This window comes from Lysobacter sp. Soil_N_51 (genome assembly GCF_057655755.1).
Window position 1 is genome coordinate 40,805 of the sequence record NZ_JBDGLR010000007.1, and the last position, 17,991, is coordinate 58,795.

Annotated in this window: 18 protein-coding genes, 5 tRNA genes and 1 pseudogene; all 24 read left to right on the forward strand. The window is 61.8% G+C overall.

The window, feature by feature from the left end:
• Positions 1-661 precede the first annotated feature (661 nt).
• A pseudogene (gene uvrC, locus AC3A4T_RS14280) lies at positions 662-2,491 on the forward strand (excinuclease ABC subunit UvrC); the annotation flags it as partial.
• Positions 2,492-2,610: 119 nt separating this feature from the next.
• Positions 2,611-3,186, forward strand: coding sequence for a CDP-diacylglycerol--glycerol-3-phosphate 3-phosphatidyltransferase (gene pgsA / locus AC3A4T_RS14285; RefSeq protein WP_487675990.1), 576 nt, complete (start codon positions 2,611-2,613; stop codon positions 3,184-3,186).
• Positions 3,187-3,356: 170 nt separating this feature from the next.
• Positions 3,357-3,432: transfer RNA gene (locus AC3A4T_RS14290), tRNA-Gly, on the forward strand.
• A gap of 144 nt (positions 3,433-3,576) precedes the next feature.
• A tRNA-Cys gene (locus AC3A4T_RS14295) sits at positions 3,577-3,650 on the forward strand.
• A 79-nt stretch (positions 3,651-3,729) separates the two neighbouring features.
• Positions 3,730-3,805 (forward strand) — tRNA-Gly (locus tag AC3A4T_RS14300).
• Positions 3,806-3,950: 145 nt separating this feature from the next.
• Positions 3,951-4,024, forward strand: a tRNA-Cys gene (locus AC3A4T_RS14305).
• 134 nt (positions 4,025-4,158) lie between these two features.
• Complete coding sequence (locus AC3A4T_RS14310) at positions 4,159-4,497, forward strand: DUF5713 family protein (protein ID WP_487675991.1); 339 nt, start codon at positions 4,159-4,161, stop codon at positions 4,495-4,497.
• A gap of 114 nt (positions 4,498-4,611) precedes the next feature.
• Positions 4,612-4,698 (forward strand) — tRNA-Leu (locus tag AC3A4T_RS14315).
• A 183-nt stretch (positions 4,699-4,881) separates the two neighbouring features.
• Entirely contained in the window at positions 4,882-6,117 is a 1,236-nt protein-coding gene (locus AC3A4T_RS14320) for a tyrosine-type recombinase/integrase (protein ID WP_487675992.1), read from the forward strand.
• A gap of 1 nt (position 6,118) precedes the next feature.
• Positions 6,119-6,433 carry a hypothetical protein gene (locus AC3A4T_RS14325; RefSeq protein WP_487675993.1) on the forward strand — a complete coding sequence of 105 codons (315 nt, stop codon included), beginning with the start codon at positions 6,119-6,121 and terminating at the stop codon, positions 6,431-6,433.
• Between the two features lie 84 nt (positions 6,434-6,517).
• On the forward strand, positions 6,518-6,961 hold the full coding sequence (locus AC3A4T_RS14330) for a hypothetical protein (protein WP_487675994.1): 444 nt from the start codon (positions 6,518-6,520) through the stop codon (positions 6,959-6,961).
• A gap of 2 nt (positions 6,962-6,963) precedes the next feature.
• Positions 6,964-7,425, forward strand: a complete 462-nt coding sequence (locus AC3A4T_RS14335; RefSeq protein WP_487675995.1) for a hypothetical protein — start codon at positions 6,964-6,966, stop codon at positions 7,423-7,425.
• 2 nt (positions 7,426-7,427) lie between these two features.
• Positions 7,428-8,129, forward strand: coding sequence for a hypothetical protein (locus AC3A4T_RS14340; RefSeq protein ID WP_487675996.1), 702 nt, complete (start codon positions 7,428-7,430; stop codon positions 8,127-8,129).
• A gap of 231 nt (positions 8,130-8,360) precedes the next feature.
• A complete protein-coding gene (locus AC3A4T_RS14345) occupies positions 8,361-9,080 on the forward strand; it encodes a hypothetical protein (protein WP_487675997.1) in 720 nt (239 codons plus the stop codon).
• Positions 9,081-9,973: 893 nt separating this feature from the next.
• Positions 9,974-10,393: an HNH endonuclease signature motif containing protein gene (locus tag AC3A4T_RS14350; RefSeq protein WP_487676268.1), complete on the forward strand. Its 420-nt coding sequence runs from the start codon at positions 9,974-9,976 to the stop codon at positions 10,391-10,393.
• A gap of 141 nt (positions 10,394-10,534) precedes the next feature.
• Positions 10,535-10,999, forward strand: a complete 465-nt coding sequence (locus AC3A4T_RS14355; protein ID WP_487675998.1) for a hypothetical protein — start codon at positions 10,535-10,537, stop codon at positions 10,997-10,999.
• Positions 11,000-11,491: 492 nt separating this feature from the next.
• A complete protein-coding gene (locus AC3A4T_RS14360; protein ID WP_487675999.1) occupies positions 11,492-12,034 on the forward strand; it encodes a hypothetical protein in 543 nt (180 codons plus the stop codon).
• 649 nt (positions 12,035-12,683) lie between these two features.
• Positions 12,684-13,220 carry a hypothetical protein gene (locus AC3A4T_RS14365; protein WP_487676000.1) on the forward strand — a complete coding sequence of 179 codons (537 nt, stop codon included), beginning with the start codon at positions 12,684-12,686 and terminating at the stop codon, positions 13,218-13,220.
• 468 nt (positions 13,221-13,688) lie between these two features.
• Positions 13,689-14,117, forward strand: a complete 429-nt coding sequence (locus tag AC3A4T_RS14370) for a hypothetical protein (RefSeq protein WP_487676001.1) — start codon at positions 13,689-13,691, stop codon at positions 14,115-14,117.
• A 215-nt stretch (positions 14,118-14,332) separates the two neighbouring features.
• Positions 14,333-14,932, forward strand: coding sequence for a hypothetical protein (locus AC3A4T_RS14375; RefSeq protein ID WP_487676002.1), 600 nt, complete (start codon positions 14,333-14,335; stop codon positions 14,930-14,932).
• A 261-nt stretch (positions 14,933-15,193) separates the two neighbouring features.
• Positions 15,194-16,264 (forward strand): hypothetical protein, encoded by a 1,071-nt coding sequence (locus AC3A4T_RS14380; RefSeq protein ID WP_487676003.1) that lies wholly within the window; start codon positions 15,194-15,196, stop codon positions 16,262-16,264.
• 275 nt (positions 16,265-16,539) lie between these two features.
• Positions 16,540-17,019 (forward strand): hypothetical protein, encoded by a 480-nt coding sequence (locus tag AC3A4T_RS14385; RefSeq protein WP_487676004.1) that lies wholly within the window; start codon positions 16,540-16,542, stop codon positions 17,017-17,019.
• A gap of 30 nt (positions 17,020-17,049) precedes the next feature.
• Positions 17,050-17,550: a hypothetical protein gene (locus AC3A4T_RS14390; protein WP_487676005.1), complete on the forward strand. Its 501-nt coding sequence runs from the start codon at positions 17,050-17,052 to the stop codon at positions 17,548-17,550.
• Positions 17,550-17,858, forward strand: a complete 309-nt coding sequence (locus tag AC3A4T_RS14395; RefSeq protein ID WP_487676006.1) for a hypothetical protein — start codon at positions 17,550-17,552, stop codon at positions 17,856-17,858. The genes AC3A4T_RS14390 and AC3A4T_RS14395 overlap by 1 nt, the downstream gene beginning before the upstream one ends.
• Positions 17,859-17,991: the final 133 nt, after the last annotated feature.

The following is a 17,991-nucleotide window of genomic DNA, read 5'->3' on the forward strand; positions in this document are numbered from 1 at the left end:
CGGCCCCGACTGTAGGAGCTGCGTAAGCTGCGACCGCGACATCACAGCTACGACGCAAGTTTCGGCGCGATCGGACACGGCGCGGTCGCGGCTCACGCCGCTCCTACAGGGGGCTGCCATGCAACGCCGCCCCCTGATCGCCGCGCAAACCGGCCCCGACTGTAGGAGCTGCGTAAGCTGCGACCGCGACATCACAGCTACGACGCAAGTTTCGGCGCGATCGGACACAGCGCGGTCGCGGCTCACTCCGCTCCTACAAGGGGCGCCATGCAACGCCGTATCGGATCGCCGCGCAAATCGGCACCCGACTGTAGGAGCTGCGTAAGCTGCGACCGCGACATCACGACTGTGGCGCAAGTTTCGGCGCGATCGGACACGGCGCGGTCGCGGCTCACGCCGCTCCTACAGAGGGCCGCCGCGGCGACGCGGGAGCGGGCGGGTCTCAGATTCACCCCGCATCCGGCCCCCGATCCCAGCCGCAAGCCTTGCGCTCGCGCATAATCGGCCCAATTCAAACTTGGCCCCCATCTTGCCGGCCTCCGGGCCGGGAGCCGCCCCGCCGACCGATGCCCGTGACCGCGACGCCCGCCCTTTTGCCAGCCCGCCAGCCTGATTCCGTCGTCGCTTCGGTGCATCCGCGGCGCATGGGAGGCGCGCGCGCATGACCGCCACCGCGCCCGCGCCGTTCGACGGCAAGGCCTTCGTCAAGAAGCTCAGCACCGCGCCGGGCGTCTACCGCATGATCGGCGCCGACGACAACGCGCTCTACGTCGGCAAGGCCGGCGCGCTGCGCAACCGGGTGTCGAGCTATTTCAACGCCACGCCCAAGTCGGCGCGGATCATGTCGATGCTGTCGCAGACCGTGCGCATGGAAGTCACGGTCACCCGCACCGAGGCCGAAGCGCTGATCCTGGAAAACCAGCTGATCAAGTCGCTCAAGCCGCGCTACAACGTGCTGCTGCGCGACGACAAGAGCTACCCCTACGTGCTGATGACCAACGAGGCCTGGCCGCGCATCGCCATGCACCGCGGTCCGCGCGCGGTGCCGGGGCGCTACTTCGGCCCCTACGCCAGCGTCGGCGCGGTGCGCGACACGCTCAACCTCATGCACAAGCTGTTCCGCCTGCGCAGTTGCGAGGACAGCGTGTTCCGCAATCGCTCGCGGCCGTGCCTGCAGCACCAGATCGGCCGCTGCAGCGCGCCCTGCGTGGGCCTGGTGCCGGCGCGCGATTACGCCGAGAGCGTGCGCCGCGCCGGCCTGCTGCTCGACGGCCGCAGCGACGAACTCACCGACGAACTCGGCCGCGACATGGAAGCGGCCAGCGTGCGTCTGGATTTCGAAGACGCCGCGCGCCTGCGCGACCTGATCACCGGCATCCGCACCTTGCAGGCGCGCCAGTACGTCGACGGCCGCGCCGCCGATCTGGACGTGCTCGCGGTGGCGATGCAGGGCGTGTCGGCCTGCGTGCTGCTGCTGGCGTTCCGCGACGGCCGCAACCTGGGCACCCGCGCGTTCTTCCCGAAGACCAACGGCAGCGACAATCCCGAGGAAGTGCTGACCGCCTTCATCTCGCAGTACTACGGCGAACAGACGCCGCCGCGCGAGATCGTGCTCGACCGCGACCTGCCCGATCGCGAATTGTTCGAACAGGCGTTCTCGGCCTCCGGCGACCGCCGCGTGCAGATCAAGAGCAACGTGCGCGGCGAACGCGCCGGCTATGTCGACATGGCCCGGCGCAACGCCGAACTCTCGCTCGGCACCGAACTGACCAGCCACGCCGCGCAGCTGGCGCGCGCCGAATCGCTGCGCGACCTGCTGCGCATGCCGGCGCTGCCGCAGCGGATCGAGTGCTTCGACATCAGCCACACCATGGGCGAGGCCACCGTGGCCTCGTGCGTGGTGTTCGACGCCGAAGGCCCGGTGCGCGGCCAGTACCGCCGCTACAACATCACCGGGATCACCGAGGGCGACGACTACGCCGCGATGAACCAGGCGATCGCGCGGCGCTTCCGCCGCGCGGTCGAGGAGAACGGGGTCATGCCCGACATCCTGCTGATCGACGGCGGCGCGGGGCAGGTGGCGCAGGCGCGCGCGGCGCTGGCCGAGCTCGGGGTCGAAGGGCTGCTCCTGGTCGGCGTCGCCAAGGGCCCGGCCCGGCGCCCCGGCGATGAGGAACTGCTGCTGCCCGACGGCCGGGTCGAACGCCCCGGCGCGCAGTCGCCGGCGCTGCAATTGGTCCAGCAGGTTCGCGACGAGGCGCACCGTTTCGCCATTACCGGCCATCGGGGGCGTCGTCAGAAGACGCGCAACAGCAGTAGGCTGGAAGATATTCCGGGCATCGGCCCGCGTCGACGCGCTAGTCTGTTGAAGCATTTCGGCGGTCTGGGCGGTCTCAAGGCCGCCGGGATCGAGGAAATCTCCCGGGTCGAAGGCGTCAACGCGGCCCTGGCGGAGCGCATCTACGCCGCCCTGCACGGGCTGGATGCGCCCGCCGAGCCGTCCGTCGCACCGAGTACCCTTCCCAAGGCCCAGGCCGCGGGCAGCAAGAAAGCCGGCAACGGCCCAGCCGGCGCCGCCGAAACGGCGCCAGATCGCAAGCGGAGTGAAGGATGAAGTTGACCGTACCCACCATGCTGACCCTGGCGCGGATCGTCCTGATCCCGGTGCTGGTGGTGGTGTTCTTCCTCGATTACCCCTGGACCAATTTCGCCGCCGCGTTCATCTTCGCCTTCGCCTCGGTCACCGACTGGCTCGACGGCTGGATCGCCCGCCGCTACAACCAGTATTCGGCGTTCGGCGCCTTCCTCGACCCGGTCGCCGACAAGCTGATGGTTGCCGTCGCCCTGCTGCTGATCGTGCAGAAACACCCGACCGTGTGGATGACCCTGTGGGCCGCGGTCATCGTCGGCCGCGAGATCGCCGTGTCCGCCTTGCGCGAATGGATGGCCGAACTGGGCCAGCGCGCGGCGGTGAAGGTCGCCTCGATCGGCAAGATCAAGACCATCGTGCAGATGGTCGCGCTGGTCTGCCTGCTGTATCAGGAGCCCGTGTTCGGCTTGCCGATCTTCACCATCGGCGAATGGCTGCTCGCCGCCGCGGCGCTGCTGACCCTGTGGTCGGGGCTGGCCTATCTGCGCGCCGCCTGGCCTATAATGCGCGCCGACGCGGACAAGCCTTCGACCTGATCGGCAACGAAACGGTCCACGCGAACCGAGCCTTCAACGGCGAGGAACGCGAGCGGGAATGTCGCGCAAGGGCCTGTTTCCGGCGCATTCACGGCCGGTTTTGCGAGGGCCGGGGCGTGAAGAAAAGAGTTGACACTTTTCTTTCGATGCCTAAAATATCGCTTCCCTCAGCGGGAATAGCTCAGTTGGTAGAGCACTACCTTGCCAAGGTAGATGTCGCGAGTTCGAGTCTCGTTTCCCGCTCCAGATTCCAGGCGCTTCGGTAACGAAGCCGCTTTCGGACAAAGCCCCCTTCGCGGGGTTTTGTTTTTTAAGACGAAGGCATGCGTTGTATCCGCACGTCGACGTTGCAGTAGATGGGCAGTACCAAGTAAGGTTGTAGCAGTCATCGGCCGGGTGGCAGAGTGGTTATGCAGCGGACTGCAAATCCGCGTACGCCGGTTCAATTCCGACCTCGGCCTCCAATCTCGATCGCGATGCAACAGGTCGCCATCGGTAGTTTCAAGAAAGTTTTTTCAAAAAAAGTTTCAAGCAGCAGTTTCAGCGGGAATAGCTCAGTTGGTAGAGCACTACCTTGCCAAGGTAGATGTCGCGAGTTCGAGTCTCGTTTCCCGCTCCAATTCCGCATGCGGCGCCACGCGCGGCATGATCGACGAACCCCGCGCAAGCGGGGTTTCGTTTTTCCGGCGTGGCGTGTGGCTGGGCACCATGGTTGTGCAGCGCGTTGCAAGCGGGCGGTGCTGCGGTAAAGTGAGCGCGTCACCGGTCTGGCGGCAGATTGGTTATGCACCGGACTGCAAATCCGTAGAGATGGGTTCGATTCCCGTCCAGGCCTCCATCGACATCGCATCATTGACACCGCATGACGGTCGGCGCAAGCCGGCCGTTTTTGTTTGCGCGCGGGCGCTTCAGCGGACGATCGATCGACGATGAGCGCGCTACCATTTGTGCATCCCACCAAGGAAGGCGCTCATGCCCATCGCGAACGAACAACTGCAAGTCCACCGTTTCCTGAGCGAAATGCAGCATGACAGCTACTTCCCGGCGCATCTGGTGCAAAAGGGTCAGCAGATCCTGATCCGCCTGTGCGAAACCATCGAAGCGCAGCGTCCCGCCAGCCTGGACGCGCTGTACGCGCTGACCCACGCCGCGACCGACGAATTCAATGCGCTCGCCGGCGAATTCGAAGCCAACGACAGTGAAATCGAGACCGTCGCGCGCGAAACCATCGGCGCGGATTTCCGCGTCATCGCCGCCGCCTACGGCTTCCAGGCCGACAGCGAGGAACTGATCGCCACGCGCGATTGGTGATCGTCGCCGGCTGCGGCCGGCGCCCGGCCCCGCGGCCTCGCAACGTCGGCTGGGAAAGCCCCTGAGGCGCCAGCGAAACCCGGATGCGGTAAGCTGACGCGGTCACCGCATCCTGCCCGGATGGCGAAATCGGTAGACGCAGCGGACTTAAAATCCGCCGGGGGCAACTCCTTGCCGGTTCGAGTCCGGCTCCGGGCACCACGGCACAGTTCACGAGAGTCCGCAACAGTCCGCAGATGATCACAAAAGCCCCTGAATACGGGGCTTTTTTGTTGCCTGCCGTCCATCAGAGTTCACAACGTACCGCTTGCAGCCGGGGGCATATGGGGGCAGTATTGGGGGCACAAGGGCGGATCGTCCGCCTCGAAATGACCTGATGCCCCCATGGCGGCGAACACCGGAAAACTCACTGCAGTAGCCATCAAAAACGCGAAAGCGGGAGACAAACCGCTGCGTCTTTTTGATGGTGGTGGGCTCTACTTGGAAGTGATGCCGACCGGCTCGCGCTACTGGCGAATGAAGTACCGGCACGACGGCAAAGAGAAGCGCCTGGCGTTCGGTGTGTTCCCCGAAGTGGCGCTAGCCGTGGCCCGCCAGAAGCGAGACGAGGCGCGCGCCGTCCTGAGGGATGGCATCGACCCATCCACCAAGCGCCAGACAGAGCGCCGCCTGTCCAAGCTCTCCAGCGCCACAGTGTTCGAGGCGATCGCCCAGGAATGGCTGCAGAAGCAGCGCCAGAAGCTGGCCCCGGTGACCTACGGCAAGGCGGAGTGGCTGCTGGGGATGGCCTCAAGCGAAGTAGGGCGCCGCCCGATCAGCGAGATCAGCGCCCCCGAAATGCTGGCGGTGCTGCGGAAGATCGAGGCGACTGGTCGGCATGAGACCGCCTACCGGGTGAAGCAGAAGGCCAGCCAGGTCTTCCGCTACGCCATCGCCACAGGCCGGGCGGAGCGCGACCCCACTGTCGACCTGCGTGGAGCCCTCTCGCCCGTTGTGAGCAAGCCGCGGGCCGCCCTGACGAACCCCAACGACGTAGCGGGGCTCCTGCGCGCGCTGTACGGCTACGAGGGCCAGCCGACGACTGCTGCAGCCCTCAAGCTCGGCCCGCTGCTATTCGCGCGCCCTGGCAACCTCAGGGCCATGGAATGGGCTGAGCTGGACCTGGACGCCGCGGAATGGCGCATCCCCGCGGGCAAGATGAAGATGCGGGAAGAGCACGTTGTGCCGCTGGCCCCGCAGGCGATCAGCATCCTGCAGGAGCTGCACCAGCTGACCGGCCGCAATCGGTACGTCTTCCCCAGCATCCGCACTCCCGATCGGTCGATGAGCGAAAACACGGTTAACGCCGCGCTGCGCCGCCTGGGATACGACAAGGACATGATGACCGGCCACGGCTTCCGAGCCTTGGCCAGCACGCGCCTCAACGAAATGGGCTGGGCGCCGGACGTGATTGAGCGCCAGCTGGCGCATGCCGAGCGGAACAAGGTCAGGGCGGTCTACAACCGAGCCCAATACATGGCCGAGCGCAAGAAGATGATGACGGCCTGGGCCGATTACCTCGACCAACTGCGTACTACTACCGGTAAGGTCGTCGCGTTCAAGCGACAGGCGGGGGCGTGATATGGCGGGTATCGGCCAGCAGCAGGTATCGGGGGTTGTTATTGGTCTAGTAGTTGCAGCTGTGGCGACCACAGCTGGGCTTCGAATCGGTGGCTATTTCGATAAGTGGTCGGGCTTCGTCTATCCAGATTCGCGCGTGATGTCGGTCAGCTTCCGGGTCGGGGATTACTCCAGCCTTGAGGATTGCCGAGGTGCGGCGCACGAAGCGCTTGCGGCTATTGACCGCAGGGACATGGGGACTTTTGAGTGCGGATTGAACTGCGACGATGGCGCCAAAACTGGCGAAGTCACGGTTTGCAAGGAGACTAAGCAGTAAGGGACTGGATGCCCCAAAAGCGGCGGGGCCAGGGGCGGCAACCCCTAACCCCGCCTTCCATAAACGTTCGTACGAGGAACGATCATGGCAACTAAAGATAGTAACAGCGGTAGTCCCGAGGTTTTGGGCGGTCCCGATCATCACGTTAAGCCTTCGTTGCTCGATCATCGAGTCGCGTGGGAAGAGTGCAGCCGGGAAGGTCTTTCAAACGCAGCCCAACGGCATTTGCTCAACTTGCGCGAGACTATTTCGGGTCTAGGGGCAATCCACCGCATCCTCTATTTGCAGTGGGATGCGACCCTCAATGATCGCGACGAGGATGAGCCAACCGACAGCAGCATTGTCCCGCCGTCCATCCACGGAAGTCTCTGGCACGCACAGAACGCGCTGCTAAGGTGCGTGGCCAGCATGGTCGAAGGTCTGCCGGAACTGATCGCTAACGGCACGATCTCCGCCAGTGCCGTCAGCCGTGTCCAATCCAGTGAGATGCCATCAGGGCACGCTCCTTGCAACCGCGAGGGGGGCTAGGCATGTCGAACATTGTCCGTTTCCCGGGTTGTGACTCCGCCAAAGCTGGCGATGCTAAGGACGGCCCCGCTGTTGAGGCCCTTGTAAGGGTCATGTCGGCCAGCTATCACTTCGGGTTGCTTATTGATTGTCGCGGGAAGCCTAGGCCGTCCCACTTTGACAGCAGAAAAACGCTTGCCGAGCTACTGGATGCGATATGGCGCGATTTCCCTCAAGGTCCGGAGCTTACAACCGAAGCGATCGACGCCGCGCTAGAGTCCCGCTACGGATCCTCGGACCTTCTGGCGCTTTCGGCGGCCGATTTAAAAGACGCCATTGCGTGGGCAAGGACATGGGGTGCCGTTGCCAAGAGCTTTGGCGGCTACTGCAAACAGTTGGATAAGGATGTCCTGTGCGAGGGTTTCCGTCAGAAGCAGCCCCGCAGAAATCGTTCCGCACCTCGCCGCGCCGCCGAGGAGAACTAGTCATGTCATCCAATGTCATTGAATTTCGTCGACGCCGCAGCGTGGAGCTGGAAGAGTTCTCGCAGGACTACATGAAAGCCTTGTTCAGTACGACGGAGGTGGGAATCGATCTACCTCGAGACACATCGTCCGCTGAGCATCTTGAGTTGATAAGGCGGCTATGGCGGCTTGGGGCCAAAGCTGGATTGCGCCACGATATGCCGCCCTACATCCGCTCTTATCTTTGCGCGCGATTCAATGTAGAGCGCATTGCAGATCTTCCGCATCATGAGCTTGAGAAGGCGGCCATGGCAGCGGAAAGACTCTATGAAAAAACCGTTGCACATCTTGCCGAGGGTTCGTTCGATCATCTTCCGGCGATTCGGCTCGGCCTGCGGGAAGTGGGCGAACTGATGGGAGCGGCAGGCCAGAAACTGGTCGATGCGCGGCTATGTGCGGAAGAGGGAGTAGCGTCTAAGGACGATATGAGCGCCGATGCTGCGCGACGAGCGTCCGAAAGGCTCGGGCTGATGATTGGCGAGATTAGGGAGTATCGGAGCGCTCGCGACGGCCTGCTCGGCGCAATCAATGCCGCGCTGGCCAGTGGCGAGAGTGCCGGCGCGTGGCAAACGGAGCTGAGGCCCAGCGTGCGACCGGGACGTAAGCCAGGTTGGCGAAAGCAGGTTCAGCGCGCCCATGGAGTGATTGCTGAATTCAAGAGTTGAAGAGCCTGTAGGTATCTAGCGCGAGGTCATATGAGCAAGCCAAAGAAGTTAAGGTCTTATCGCCCTAGGCACGATGGAATTTGGCTGAGGGGCTCTGTCGGCCGTGAATTTCTAGTGCAGGCTGAAATGGCCAAAAACATTGTTGCGCGAATCAGTTTGGACCGTGTGCGAATGCATCTTGGCTTGTCGTTAGATGCTAAGGCCCCCGAGCACCAGAGAGACGAGACTGAGATGCAACGGTTGCTGGACTTTTGCGTGCCTGTTAAGCGCGAAATAAAAGCATTGAAACATTCGTCGAAATACGCAGATTTTTGGGCGGAATTAAAGGCTAATACGCCGTTCGGTCCAAATGTGTATCGTGGTCGATTCTTAGATGCGTTTGTGCTGCACCTATATTTCTCGCAGACCGGAGAGAAAGGTTTGATGGTGCAGGGCGAATTTATACCCGCCGGACTTTGCTTTGACGCATTGGCGTTGACTTTCAGATTCCTGCCAAGGCGAGCAGTACGCGCTCGTCCGAGTGTTCACTCGGCAAAGCAGCTATCGGTCTTGGCAACGACTTTTGGCATTGAATGGAATGCGCGTTTAAATGGTGGTAACGCCTCTGTGGTGATGGATGCTTCGTACGTCGCAAAGCAAATGCAACACGCGGCCAAGGAGGTTAGAAAAGCTAATCGATCATCTCGAGACAGAGAGGTCTCGGACTACCTTTTAGAACGCGCCGAATGTTCGATCAGCACGTCAGTGGATGCTCAAAGGGCGAGAACACCAAAGTTGGTCCTGAAGCACCTGACCGCCTCTGACTTGGAGGCGGCACAACGACAGTGGCCAATCAAGCTTTCACTCAGTAGCGCGGAGGGCAAGGGCTACGACAAGCTAGTCAAGTTGCTTCGGGCACGGCTGGGGCGTAAGGCTCGCAAGTGCCTATTCCCAGTTAGCGCTATTTGGTGATTTCGGTTGTTGCCAACTAGCGCCAACTGGGAATCGAAACTGACCATCTTGCGTTGACCGGAATTGAGGTGAGTGCAATGCTCACTTCGCGCCTAGTCACTACATTCTTTTGTTTTGTAGGTCGTGGCGCTCGGTGTGGCGATCTTTGCCCCGCGGGCCTTCCAAAAATAGGAAGCCCCGCACAGTTGGCGCTGTACGGGGCTTTGAAAACCACTTGGCTAGAAGTGGGTCGGGCCGGGGCTCGACACGTGCAGCCTAACCCTATCGGCTCTCGCGTTCCAGTCCTGCCGTCCCTTAACGGGATGAGCTTTCAATGGTTAAAGTTCAAATGCTGCCCTCGGGGGCAGTACGGGACTCTTTTGGCGGAATTTCGCCAATCACGCTAACGCGTTGGGTAGGTCGTGGATTGCTGCCCGAACCCACGAAGATCAACGGGCGCAACTACTGGCCGGCTGAGGCAATACAGAGGCTGAAAGATGGCCAACCCGATGCGGACGGTGCCGAATGACGGCCGTCGAGAGCTTCGGCTACGCGCCCACTTATGCGCCCCTAGTGCCAGCCTGTAAGGCACACGGTATCGGGCGATCGCAAGCTTTTGAACTAGCTGCCTCTGGGCTCCTCTCGACCTTCCTGATCGGCAACCGCCGATTCGTCTACCTAGCGAGCTTGGAGAGCCTGCCTCAGCGCCTAGCGGCGCCACAGGACGCTCAGGACGGTGCCAAATGATCGGCGCTCTCAATGCGGTGGCAATCCGCGGTGTCATGCTAAACGTCCAGCACTACCGCCTTGTAGATCCAGTGCGCGGTATTGTCTTCGGCTCGTGTGGCCAGCCTTACAAGGCGAGCGGTAACGGCTACGTCCGCGTAAAGCATCGGCGTCGTCGTAATGGCTGCATGTACGCTCACCGGCTTATATGGGAGACCGCCAAAGGCCCCATACCAGCAGGGCACCACATCGATCACAAGAACGGGCGAAAGAGCGACAACCGGCTAAGCAACCTTGAGCCTGTTCTGCCGCGTGAGAATAGTCGACGAGCAATCCGGACAGGCCTGATGTCCACTGGCGAGCAGCGGTCGAACTCGAAGCTGACCGCTGTCCAGGTTTGCGAGATCAGGCGGACAAAGCGGACGGTTACAGGTGCCGAGTGGGCGCGTCGTCTCGGTGTGGATCGCTCTACGGTGAACGCAGTTCGTCGGCGCAGATCGTGGCGGCACATAGTTTGCCATCGTGATGGCGGGGCATCTGCTCGTGTGGACTGCAATGTGCCCATCACTCGTCGGCGTCGTAGGCGCAAGCCCCGATCGCCCGAATAACCCATAGCCAGATAGCGCCGGTATCGCGCTACATGCGCTCCAAATGAAAAGCCCCAAGCGTGCGAACACCTGGGGCTTTAGTAGACAGGCAATCGGTTAGGACTGCGGAGCCAGCATAGCGCTGGCTTCAGGAGAATTCAAATGGCTGCGGACGGGGCAGCGGGGGAGCTTTTGCACTCAAAAGAAGAAGGGACGATTGACGGCGCACCACCGTTTATCCCCCCGGGCGAGTATCGTCTCAAGTTTGAGACGTGGGCGACTGTAATGATGTTCGGCCGCTCGCCGAAGCTCGTTCTAACTTTCAAAGTCATCGATTTCGGCGCGCACTTCGAAACAAAGCTGAAGCGCTGGTACAACGTCCGCCGGCTAAAGGGAAAGGCGGGTAAGCGCGGTCAATTCTCAGCTGGCTGGTCTTCTGACGTGGTCCGTGAGTACGGGCGCTTAATCGGCCTTCCACAACGAACCGACCGAATTGCGATATCCGCCTACGGTGGAAGGGTGATCGTGGGCAAAGTCGGTACGGTCAACAAGGATCGAACCCAGCAAGCACTACCCACAGGACTCGAGTACAGCGTTATCCAAGCCCTTTTGAGGACAGAGCAATGACTCTTTCCTTAGACCTATACCTGGACCTGTACCTACACCTGTACCTACACCTACTAAAGAACCCCTGGGACGTAGGCCCAGCAAAGCTTTTCGAAGAACCCCATGGCAATGAAGAAAAGGTTCAAAAGGTCATTTGGGGCGATTTCAACCCAGTTCGGCGTTGCCAAGTAGATCGCCGTTCGTTCTGTCTACCTGTCTATCTACACCCGGCCGTGCACACCTCAAAGGTGCGTACGGCCGGGGGCAAAGAACTCGGCGCGGCGTCATATCTCGTTCGTATTGGGTGTGGCCATGAAGGTTAAGCCAGAGCCTACGAATGAATGGATGGTTCGTGTCTTTGGATCAGTGCGAGCGTGGGAGAAGAGCCGAACAAGATATCGCTTTGTCGCACGGTGCCGCCCTCGGAAAGAAGTGATCCACATAAGGCTGATTCCGGACAACTGCATGCGGCGTGGCGCCGGGGTAGCGGATGTTAGACACCGGCCGCGGGTGGTGTATCACTTCAACGGCGTGACCCGGGTGGCAGTGGGTAGGCGCGGCGAACATGCGCGATCGCTTGCAACGGAAATAGCCCTGAAATATCCGGGCTGCGAGTTGGCTACTGCGCCGTTTGACGGGCCTGACTTCCGAGAAGTGGGCGAGTACGTGGCAGGCTGGCGAAAGTCTGAGCACGCGGCGAAAGCGATGGGCATACGGAAATGTACATTTCTCGGCCTTGCGAAAGATCCTGCTGCAGTCGAGTACGCAGTCGCCATGGATGACGACTTCAGTCGCCGTTTGTGGGCTCAGGAGTCGGAGTTGCTACCGGATCCTCCACCAGCGCGAACCGCCATATGGAAAACACGGCGATCGGGGGAGTTGACCACGCGCGGCAAGCCAAAGCTGGAGAAGATCGGCGAGGAGTGCTGGTACGGGGGCGCGCAGTTGCATCGTTCGCCGCCTGTCGCGGGCCGCATCCAGCGGTGGCAGGAAAGCGATTTGATTGGCTTGCCTGTGCCGGGCGATTGGGGCACTAAGCTTTACGTCGACGATTGAATGAACATACGACAACAAATGCGGCGCAATCGGAACTGGAAGGCATGATTGCAGGCCCATAGGTTGAGAGCTTAGAAAATGGACAGCCAGCCCTCCCTGGCTGCTACACCCGCGCGTCCCGGGTGAAAAGGGCGCATCTATCACTGAATGCCTCATGCGGTCGCAATGCGTTCGCATGAGGTAGTGCTCCAATCCGCCCACATCGCGCGCGTGCCAACGCGTGGGCGACGCTGCTAGCAACATGCTAGCAACGGTTAAACCAATCGCCGCAACGGTTCCGAAACCGTTGAGCCCAATTGGTCGCGATGCGGCAGTCCGCAGAAGACCGCAAGAGTACGGGACGCATTTACCCCCGCAGAAACCCCTATAGCGTAGGCCCGGATCTAGCTCCCACAGCATGTCTAGCCTTCCGCGCTGCGCCGGAGCTTTATCGCGCAGCAATCCAAATTCCAAGCCGCCCCGTTGTGGGGTGCAACACCGCAAACCTGAGGACCCATCAATGCCTTTCTCCTGGCCACTTGCTTCGTAGCTAGCCCCCTCTCTGCTGCAGCCTGAAAACGAGCGCTCGTTCGCGGAGCGTCTTTACGATCGGCTCGCGCCCGATCAATCTGGCCTGCTCAACGACGCGCTCAAGCAGCTGCAGCCCGGCATGCCCAGTATTGGCCTACTCAATGAAGACGCCGAAGGCGCGAAAAAGCGCAAGCGCGCGGCGATCGGTCAGGCACTGATGCAGGCCGGTGCCGCTTCGTTCCAAGCGCCTGGCGGCATCGGTAACGCGATTGGGCAGAGCATCCAGACCGGTCTGGGAAGCCTGCGGCAAAGCAGCGCGGATAGTTTCAACCAGCAGTTGGCCGCGGCGCGCCTTGCGCAGAACTTTGCGCCTACATCCGACATGCGGAACTTTTCCGAGCTTACCCGCGGTCTAGATCCCGCCGATAAGCAGCGGGCGGCTCGAATCCGCCTCGGGCTTGATGGACGGGCGTCGAGTGCCGGCTACGGCTTCGATGAAATCGTGGGGCCTGACGGCGTGCGTCGCCAAGTTCGCAACAGTCCGCGCGACGGCTCGATGGAAATTCTGGTTCAAGGACAATGGGCGCCTTTAGGCGGGCCTGCGGGGATTGCGCCCGGTGCCGGTAATCCAGGCGCCCAGCCGCAGCAACAGCCGGGCGTTGGGGGCAACCCATAGATTGATGCCATTTTGTCGAAGGCGAACCAGATGGCCCAAGGCGGAATTGACCCATCTCAGATTGATAAGTGGCTCCAAGGCGAGCTAGAGCGCGCAGGGGTTTCTTCCGGCTGGCAAGGCGACCCACAACAGGGTCAGATGCAACAGGCCGCAGAGCAACCGCAATCGCCATTTGGCTTGACGGCCTCGGCGCCGTAGGGGCAGTCGCCGCCCTCGATCGGCCTGATGAATATGCCCGCTGGGCCTTCCAACCCCGCCGCGATGGCAGAGGGGCGATCGGTGGAGCAAGAGGCGTACCTCAAGCAGATGGCAGAGGAGCAAGCCAAGCTTGACGCGTACCGCGCGGGGACCGCGGATGTAGTCGACCGCGAGACACGAACCGTCAGTGCAGTGGACCGCGCTAAGCGCCAGGTCGAAGCCTATGCGAGCTTGCCCTAGACGTTGGCGACTGCAGATCAAACCCTGTCGGTGATCGACCAAGCCTTAAACCATCCCGGGCTCGCGACCCTTACCGGCTTGAGTGGCCGAATCGATCCGCGGGCGATGATCCCGGGCACCGATGCAGCAGACGCTCGCGCGTTGCTTGAGCAGATCCAGGGCGCGACCTTCCTGCAGGCATTCAACACGCTGCGTGGCGGTGGTCAGATCACTGAGGTGGAAGGCAAGAAGGCCGAGAACGCAATCGCTCGACTCTCCACCGCCCAAAGCGATAGCGCAATTCGGAAATCTTTGGGAGAGCTTCGGACCATCATCGAGAACGCAAAGGCGCAAGCGGTCAGCAAGGTGTCAGGTGGGGGCGGTGGCGCTGTCGGCGCTGGTGGCCCTGAGATGCGCGCACGTAATCCTCAGACGGGCGAGGTTCGGGTGCTCCGCAACGGCATGTGGGTGAAAGAATGAGTAAGATCCCGCCGCCCCCACCGGGCTTCGTTATCGATGACGAGGCCGCAAATCATCAGCCCAACCTGCCGGCATTGCCACCCGGGTTTGAGCTAGTTAAAGCCGACTCGGAAAGTCCTTGGCAGGATGTAGCCGTAACGGCATCGACTACGGCTGGATAGCCAAAGCCGCGGACAACTGCCCAAAATCTGGCGCGCAGTGTCGGTGGCCTTGGCTTGCGCAATGTGGTCGAAGGCGCCGCCGATCTGGCAGGCATCTTTTACGACCCTATCGCTGACGCAGTGAACTGGGCGGGTGAGAAAGGTCCGACGCTGAGTGGCTTGGTCACTGGGCAGCGCGAGCGCTACTTCCCGCGCCAGGCACGCGCCCGCGAGATCTCCGACATGGCCCTCAACGCCATGGGCGTGCCCAAGCCCGAAACCGCTGAAGAACGCGTTGCAGGCGACATGGGACGTGCGTTGACCGGCACCGCGTTGACGATGGGTGTCGGTGGGTTGTTGAGCGCGGGTCGTGCAGCTACGGCTGCGCCTGGGCTCAAGTCGGGCATGGCCAGCTTCCTGCTAGGCAATCCAGCGCTGCAGGTGGCCAGTACGGTCACAGGCTCAGGTGCAGCCGGTGTGGCGAGGGAAATGGGGGCGTCCCCTGGCATGCAGGCAGGTATTGGTTTCGCCGGGGCACTGCTGCCGGGTGTGGCTAGTGCTGGCTCCGCCATGACCCTGCGCGGCGCAGCACGTGGCGGCGAGCAAGGAAGGCAGCGCATGGTCAACAATATCGAGGCGTTTGACGCCGCGGGCACGGTCCCGACGCTCAGCTAGGCGACGCAATCGCCTGCAACTCGTCGGATTGAGACGGGGCTATCCAAATTCCCCGGTGGCGCGAGTGTGATCGCGGATAGGGTGGCCGAGCAGAACGCTCAGATTGGCAACGCAGTGGATTCGATCGCTTCACGGCTAGCGCCTCGCAGCGATGCCACGTCAGCCGGGCGCGCGATCACGAAAGGGGTTTAGGGGCCAGGCGGCTTCGTTGAGAAGGCCAAGGCGACATAGAGCCAGCTTTACAAAGCTCTGGATGAAGTGATGCCGAAGGGCCGGCGTGTTGCGGTGGACAATACGCAGCGCGCGCTGACGGCGTTGACCGAGCCGGTGCAGGGAGCACCCAGCCTCACGCCTCTTTTCCAGAACCCGCGGATACAGGCGATCGCGAAAGCTTTCACGCAGGACGCGAGCAGCCCAAGCGCGATTCCCGGCCGCCCTGCATCAACGTCGTTGTCTTATGAGGCCCTGAGCAAGCTGCGGACGACAGTGGGCCGAGAGCTGGAAGACGCAACGCTGGTTTCAGACGTCCCGCGCAGTCGTTGGAAAACTCTGTACGGCGCGCTGTCGGAAGACATGCGAGAAGCGGCTAAGGCGACGGGGCCGGAAGCTCAGAGGGCGTGGTCCAGGGCAAATACGTACACGCGCGCCATGATGGACCGGCTGGATTCGATTGAGCACGTTGTGCAGAAAGCCGGCGGTCCGGAAAAGGTGTTCGAGGCGGCGATATCGGGAACGAAAGAGGGCGCAACTACGCTCCGGGCGGTTGTTCGATCGGTTCCAGAAGATGCGCGCAAGCAGTTGTCGGCCGCGATGCTTAAAAGGATGGCTCGATCGGTCGCCAGTCAGCAGAACGACACGAGCGATGCCTTCAGCGTTCAGACGTTCCTGACCAACTGGAACAAGCTTAGCCCCGAGGCGAAGTCGACCCTGTTCAATAGCTACAGCGGCTCGTTCCGCATGGACATGGACAAGATCGCCAAAGTCGCGGCGAACTTACGAGAAGGTGCGCAGGTTTACGCGAACCCGTCAGGTACTGCCAGAGCCGGCGCGCAAACGGGCGGGTGGATTTCGCTTGGTGGCGGCGCTGTTACGGCGTTAGCGACTGGCAACATGGGGCCACTAGCAACTGTCTTGGGATTGATGGGTGGTGCGCGAGGGATGTCCAGCTTCATGACGAACCCCGCCGCGGTCAGGTGGCTTGCCAAGAGTACTGCTCTGCCTAAGAGCGCACTTGCGGCTCAAATCCCGGTGCTGCGATCAATCGGCGAGAAGGAAGACGACGAGGACATCGTGCAAATGGCAGATGAGCTTGAGGCCAGGCTGGCGCGGTGAGGGAGGGCGGGTTGCCGAACTGGTGGCCCGCCTTGCCCGGATGAGTCACACCAATTAACGCCGCTAAGGCGGCAACATACAGAGCGAGACAAGCAATGAGCAGCGGCGGCGGCAAGAATACGACTACGACCCAATAGACGAGCGCACCACCGTGGTCGATCCCTTATTTCCAGACGGCACTACAGCGCGGTAGTGATATCTCAAATCAGCCATACCAGCCCTACGGCGGCCCGCGGATCGCTGATTTCTCGGATGACCAGTACGCCGGCTTCGACATGGTGCGCAACCAGGCCAATAACGACGGCCTGACGGGTATTGGCATCGATCACGCCTATTCAGCCCTCAACGGCCAGCAGAAGTTCGATCCGCAACGGAATAAGTACGCGGGCCAGAACCCGTACCTTGAGCAGATGATCGGCGATGCACAGGGCGACGTAACGAAGTCGTACCAGAACAGCACGCTCCCGAACATGCTTGGCCAGTTCAATGCGGGCGGTGCATTTGGTGGCACCGCGATGCAGCAGGCCCTGTCCCAGTCCAATCAGGACCTGGCCGGGCAGCTGGGGCGCGTCTCGACGAACCTGCGGAACACGGACTATGACCGCCAGGCCAGCCTTGAAGACTCCTACCTTGCGCGGCAGCAGTCGGCGTGGGGCCAGGACATGCAGAACCGTAATACGGCGCTGGGTGCGATTCCGGGACTGAATGAGCAGGTGTACGGCAATGCTCGCGCCCTGATGAACGTCGGGCAGTAGCGGCAGGGCCTGCTGCAGAACGCGCTGGACATGGGCTATGACGAGTACCGCGATGCTCGAGACTGGGACGTTAACCGCCTCAGTGCGCTGACGAATGCCTTGGGATCCATCAACGGCGGCACTGTGCAGCAGTCTGGTGCTAACCCTAACTACCGCAGCGCAGGGCAGAACGCCTACTCGACGGCGCTGTCCCTAGCCGGTGCATGGATGAGTTCATCCCGCGAGCTGAAGGACACCCACGGCCCCGCTGATCCCGACGCCATGCTCAAGGCCGTCCGCGGCTGGAACCTCGACCACTGGAGCTACAAGGGCGAGGACACGCCGCACATCGGCACCTATGCCGAGGACTTCAACAAGTCGCTGGGCTTGCCTGATAAGCCGGTGATCGAGTTCCCCGATATGTTCGGTGCGCTCACGGGCGCGATCCAGTCTTTGGACAAGAAGGTCCAGGCGATCGGCGGCAAGGAGAAGGGGCAGGGCAGCGGGCAGAACTGGTTTGGCGAGACGGGCAAGCCCAGGAAGGTGGCCTAATGGGCTGGTTTAGCAGGTTGCTTGGCCGCGCCCAATTGCATGCGCCGCCGGCCAGCGAGGAGCGCGAGGACGTGCCGCAATGGGCCGTGCAGTGGCTGGTAAGCCTTTCGGAGATACAGGCCCACCAAAGCGATGTTTCCGCGCATGACGCCGCCTGTCACGACGAATTCCGCCGATCGGCCGAGATCGACATAGGTGAGATCGCTAAGGCAATCGTGAACCTGCAGAACCGGGTTGGGGTGCTTGAGGCTTCGCTGAATGAGCCGGCCCAAGCGCTTGAAGCTGCGAAGAAGCACACGCTTCACTGACTCGATCTGTGGGGTACTTCCAAGACTGGACTAATAAAGGCGAACAGAAATGGCAGAGGGCACAGAAGGCAACCCCCGCGGCAGGGTTGCAAACTTCTTCTTCAAGGGCGTCGACCGCGTGTTCCCCGGACAG

Bases quoted from the DNA above. Each gene is read 5' to 3' on its own strand.
- AC3A4T_RS14395 (WP_487676006.1), top strand. From the start codon at position 17,550: ATGGGCTGGTTTAGCAGGTTGCTTGGCCGCGCCCAATTGCATGCGCCG.
- AC3A4T_RS14355 (WP_487675998.1), top strand. From the start codon at position 10,535: ATGGCTGCGGACGGGGCAGCGGGGGAGCTTTTGCACTCAAAAGAAGAA.
- pgsA (WP_487675990.1), top strand. From the start codon at position 2,611: ATGAAGTTGACCGTACCCACCATGCTGACCCTGGCGCGGATCGTCCTG.
- AC3A4T_RS14335 (WP_487675995.1), top strand. From the start codon at position 6,964: ATGTCGAACATTGTCCGTTTCCCGGGTTGTGACTCCGCCAAAGCTGGC.
- AC3A4T_RS14365 (WP_487676000.1), top strand. From the start codon at position 12,684: ATGCCCAGTATTGGCCTACTCAATGAAGACGCCGAAGGCGCGAAAAAG.
- AC3A4T_RS14345 (WP_487675997.1), top strand. From the start codon at position 8,361: ATGCAACGGTTGCTGGACTTTTGCGTGCCTGTTAAGCGCGAAATAAAA.
- AC3A4T_RS14385 (WP_487676004.1), top strand. From the start codon at position 16,540: ATGGTGCGCAACCAGGCCAATAACGACGGCCTGACGGGTATTGGCATC.
- AC3A4T_RS14330 (WP_487675994.1), top strand. From the start codon at position 6,518: ATGGCAACTAAAGATAGTAACAGCGGTAGTCCCGAGGTTTTGGGCGGT.
- AC3A4T_RS14380 (WP_487676003.1), top strand. From the start codon at position 15,194: ATGCCGAAGGGCCGGCGTGTTGCGGTGGACAATACGCAGCGCGCGCTG.
- AC3A4T_RS14340 (WP_487675996.1), top strand. From the start codon at position 7,428: ATGTCATCCAATGTCATTGAATTTCGTCGACGCCGCAGCGTGGAGCTG.
- AC3A4T_RS14320 (WP_487675992.1), top strand. From the start codon at position 4,882: ATGGCGGCGAACACCGGAAAACTCACTGCAGTAGCCATCAAAAACGCG.
- AC3A4T_RS14310 (WP_487675991.1), top strand. From the start codon at position 4,159: ATGCCCATCGCGAACGAACAACTGCAAGTCCACCGTTTCCTGAGCGAA.
- AC3A4T_RS14390 (WP_487676005.1), top strand. From the start codon at position 17,050: ATGGGCTATGACGAGTACCGCGATGCTCGAGACTGGGACGTTAACCGC.
- AC3A4T_RS14325 (WP_487675993.1), top strand. From the start codon at position 6,119: ATGGCGGGTATCGGCCAGCAGCAGGTATCGGGGGTTGTTATTGGTCTA.
- AC3A4T_RS14350 (WP_487676268.1), top strand. From the start codon at position 9,974: ATGTACGCTCACCGGCTTATATGGGAGACCGCCAAAGGCCCCATACCA.